Source organism: Paenibacillus sp. O199 (assembly GCF_001636635.1).
Lineage (GTDB): Bacteria > Bacillota > Bacilli > Paenibacillales > Paenibacillaceae > Paenibacillus > Paenibacillus marchantiae.
Genome location: NZ_LGRP01000081.1, coordinates 1 through 4,157 on the forward strand (window position 1 = coordinate 1; position 4,157 = coordinate 4,157).

5 protein-coding genes are annotated in these 4,157 nt (G+C 52.2%); all 5 read left to right on the forward strand.

The window, feature by feature from the left end; translation table 11 throughout:
* Nucleotides 1-73 precede the first annotated feature (73 nt).
* Entirely contained in the window at nt 74-1,024 is a 951-nt protein-coding gene (locus A6049_RS32110) for a glycosyltransferase family 2 protein (RefSeq protein ID WP_240321610.1), read from the forward strand.
* Nucleotides 1,025-1,086: 62 nt separating this feature from the next.
* The gene (locus A6049_RS32115; RefSeq protein WP_240321611.1) at nt 1,087-2,202 is read left to right on the forward strand and encodes a glycosyltransferase family A protein; all 1,116 of its coding nucleotides are present in this window, start codon (nt 1,087-1,089) and stop codon (nt 2,200-2,202) included.
* The gene (locus tag A6049_RS32120) at nt 2,199-2,972 is read left to right on the forward strand and encodes a glycosyltransferase family 2 protein (RefSeq protein ID WP_063568451.1); all 774 of its coding nucleotides are present in this window, start codon (nt 2,199-2,201) and stop codon (nt 2,970-2,972) included. The genes A6049_RS32115 and A6049_RS32120 overlap by 4 nt, the downstream gene beginning before the upstream one ends.
* Nucleotides 2,969-3,700: a sugar phosphate nucleotidyltransferase gene (locus tag A6049_RS32125; protein ID WP_063568452.1), complete on the forward strand. Its 732-nt coding sequence runs from the start codon at nt 2,969-2,971 to the stop codon at nt 3,698-3,700. Before A6049_RS32120 ends, A6049_RS32125 begins: the two co-directional genes overlap by 4 nt.
* 131 nt (nt 3,701-3,831) lie before the next feature.
* Nucleotides 3,832-4,157: hypothetical protein (locus A6049_RS32130; protein ID WP_145921980.1), on the forward strand; the 326-nt coding region annotated here is incomplete at its 3' end.

Here is a 4,157-nt window from a genome sequence, read left to right on the forward strand (position 1 = left end):
CCACTGCTCCATGAATACATAGAATAACGTGTACTCCCTTTGCATGCCGATGATGTACACCCGGGAGGTGACTGTGTTGCAAAAACGCGGCAATACAGCTTTTTATGCAGCCAAATCGAATCTGGCACAAAGAAAAGCGCAATTAAAGAAGCGTCGTTTGAAATCTGCTTACAAAAAGGGTACAAAGGCCTACAAGTACGTAATTCCACCCGTGGAGCAAACGGAATTGCCAGCATTCGGAGCTGAGCATGCGATGAGAGAGACACTTGCACAGGATTCGACGTACTCGCATAAACCACTGCTTTCGGTCATTATACCTGCCATGAATGAAGAGCGAACCATTGGTGCAGTCGTGCGTCAGTCGCTGCGGATATGCCGTGATGCTGAAGTGCTTGTTATTGTGAATGGTTCAACGGATGGGACGGCAGCAGCGGCAAAAAGGGCAGGGGCACAGGTGCTTCGTTATGCCGAAGCTTTGGGACATGATGGAGGAAGAAGAGTCGGTGCAGCGGCAGCTCGTGGCAGGGTGCTGTTGTTCACGGATGCAGACATTCCAATTCCGGCAGAACATCTCGCGCCTTATGTGCGAGCGGTTCTGGACGGGACGGATGTGGCGCTTAATGATTATAACGGACCGGTGGCGCGTATCCCTGTTCACCCTGTGATAGAAGCCAAACATGCGCTGAACAGCATGCTCGCGAGACCTGATCTGCAAGGGGCTTCCATGACAGCCATTCCGCATGCATTAAGTCGCAGGGCACTTGAAGTGATTGGGACGGACACACTGGAGATTCCACCATTGGCACATGCAAAGGCGGTTACCAACGGGTTGAAGGTGCGTGCCGTCCATCATGTGCCTGTAGGCAAAATGAACGCAGTTCGAGTCAAGAAACGAAGCGGACCTGACCCGCTCAGTCAAGTGGTCTGGAATGATCATCTGACAGCGATCAGGTGGATAACCGATACACTTGGCCCACGCGGAGGACATTCCGATCTGCAGCGTGTTCGTAGCCTGACGAGGTGAGCATGTTGCCTAAAACAAGAAAGAAACCTCGTCAAAAGATGCAGCACGCTGGAGGTGAGGAAATGAAGGAGCGTTCAGGGGGTGTCCGTCGTCAACGGACGGCAGGCAGACGAACACCAAGGAACAGAACCAGAACCATGGGCAGGAAGAGCCTGACTAAATCGCCGCTAAAGAGTTCAGCATCGAGCAGGTTGGCAATGAACAAGTCCGTATTGCATGAAGCATTCAGCGCAGGGCAACGGGCAGGACGCATGACGTTGGAAAATGAACAATCGATTGAACAACATGCGCGTTCAACATGGCAGGAGCATGGGGCTGCGATCTCAGCGGAGCTAAGGAGTTATTCTGCTGCAATGCAGGCAGGGAAAGCATTCATGCAGGGTTATGCTCAAGCTGCGGGACGCTCATTGAATATTATTCCACTTGCCCTGAATAAACCTGCCGCTGCAGTCGTCTGTGCCTGCAATGAGGAACTTACGCTGGGGCAAGTACTTGTACAACTGAAACGTTTACCGCTGACAGATATCGTTGTGGTATTGAATGGAACAACGGACAACAGTCTGACACAGGTGCTTGAACAGTCTGGCATCACGCTGGTCTATGAACCTGACCGGGCGGGACATGATGTAGGCCGCGCCTTGGGGGCCAAAATGACGGAGGCGGAGACTCTTCTCTTTGTGGATGGGGATATGGTCGTCCCGGCAGAGCAACTCGCCCCGTTTCTGTATGCGGTCGACCGGGGAGATGACGTGGCACTGAACAATCTTTCATCGCTGTTGCCTCCATTTGCCCGCCAGGATGAAGTGAGCCGGATCAAGGCATATCTCAACCGTGTGCTTAATCGTTCGGATCTGGGTTCCAATTCGTTGACGGCTGTACCTCATGCCCTCTCACGTAAGATGATCCAGATCGTAAAACCGGAGGCGCTGGCCGTTCCTCCCAAGGCGCAAAGTCTAGCCATTCAGCATGGATTAAAAGTGACTGCACCCAGTCAAGTGGATGTCATTCGTTCCAATCGCCTGCGTTCCACCAATACGGGCAGTGGCAACGAAGTCGCCCGATTGATCATTGGCGACCATCTGGAGGCGATTGCAACCTGGCTGGATATGGGCGGCAATAAGTCACAAGCCCGATCCATTTCTCGTGCTGAAGTGGCCTACAGGAGGAACGCCAGATGACACTGACGAGTATTATTATTCCGACGTACAACGGGCTGGAACTGCTGAAGCCGTGTATCGATGCCATTCGAAAATATACCGATTCTCATACATCTTATGAAATCATCGTTGTGGATAATGGCTCGGTTGACGGAACAGCAGCGTATTGTGCACGGGAACGAATTCGTTTTGTTCGGTTGCCGGACAATCGGGGTTTCCCGGCGGCTTGCAATGCCGGGCTCCGTGCAGCCTGTGGTGATGAGCTATTGCTGCTGAATAACGATGTTACAGTTACCACCCGCTGGCTCGAAAATCTGCAGGCAGCCCTCTACAGTGATGCAAACATTGGTATTACAGGTCCGGTGACCAACTATGCAAGTGGTATCCAGCAGGTAGAGCTTGAGTTCCGGGACATGGTACATTTTCAGGAACTGGCTGCTGCCAACAATGTAGTCGATTCTTCCAGATGGAAGGAAGTCAGACGGATTGTCGGCTTATGTATGCTCATGCGGCGAAGTGTGATGGAGGACATTGGTGTGCTTGACGAAGTCTATTCGCCGGGACACTATGAAGATGACGATTATTGCTACAGGTCCTGCCAGAAAGGTTATCGTTTGCTGGTATGCGGGGATGTCCTGGTACATCATCGCGGCAGCGCGAGTTTCCTGAAGACCGATCCTGTAGCTTGGAAACAGTTGCTTGAGCGCAATCGATCCATTTTTATCAACAAATGGCATGTCGATCCCCTTAAATATATTGAGACATCCGATGAAGGAGGGATAGTGGAATGAAAGGTGTAATTCTTGCTGGCGGAACAGGAACACGACTGTATCCTCTGACCCGGCTGATTAACAAGCATCTGATTCCAGTCGGCAAGCATCCGATGATTATGTATGGCATCGACAGACTTCGCCAGGCAGGCATTGAAGAGATATTGATAGTGATCAACAAACATTCCGCTGGGTTATACACGGAGTATTTGGGTGGTGGAGCAGATCATGGCGTCAAGCTGACGTATCGGATTCAGGAAAAGGCAGGCGGGATTGCCGAAGCATTGGATCTGGCGACATCGTTTATCCTTCCTGGAGAGAAATTCGTTGTGCTGCTGGGAGACAATCTGTTTAGCGACGATTTGAAGCCTTATGTGGACCGGTATATGCAGCAGCCTGCGGGTACAGCTCGTGTTTTGCTCAAAGAAGTGGACGATGCACGGCGGTATGGGGTGCCGGTGTTTGATCCACAGCATCCGGAACGAATCTCATACATTGAGGAAAAACCGAGTGATCCGAAGACCTCTTATTGTGTTACTGGCATATATATGTATGATGACCATGTATTCAACCTCATTCAGAACATTGCGCCTTCTGCACGCGGCGAACTCGAAATTACGGACGTGAACAATCATTATGCAGCAGCTGGAGGACTGGAATACGATATTTTGCAAAAATATTGGAGTGATGCAGGGACGTTCCAATCGCTTCAGGAAGCAGCCATCCGCATGAAGGGTCAACTGCCCTAAAATATATGCGCCAGATGCTGCCGCTGTGAGGGGTCCCATGAGAGCAGAACAACCTGCGCCGGAGCCGGAAGAATGCTCCGGCGCTTTGTGCAGCGGCGGCACTCCTCGTGCATGCCAAGGGAGGGAATGCCGTGAGAGTAGCAAAACGCAGCGACTTGGGCAGGAAGAAGACACTGGGCGGTCATGCCGGCTCCTTGTACGTATCTGTGGGAGTGCAGCCCAAAGCAAGTTCGAATCACGAATGGGGAAACCAAGGCGCGAAGCAGGGGAATGTGGAACTCGCAGGAATAGAGCGCAAGCTTCTTGCAGAACCGAAAGGCAAAGCCAGCGGGCGCACCGGCGCAAGACGTGGTGCGAGCGCTGGATCACGAACCAAAACGGGAGCGAAAACAGGCGAAGGGCGTGGCATTGCAGGCACCCGCGTAAAATCAGGCGAGCGTGCAAGCGTGAGCCGTGG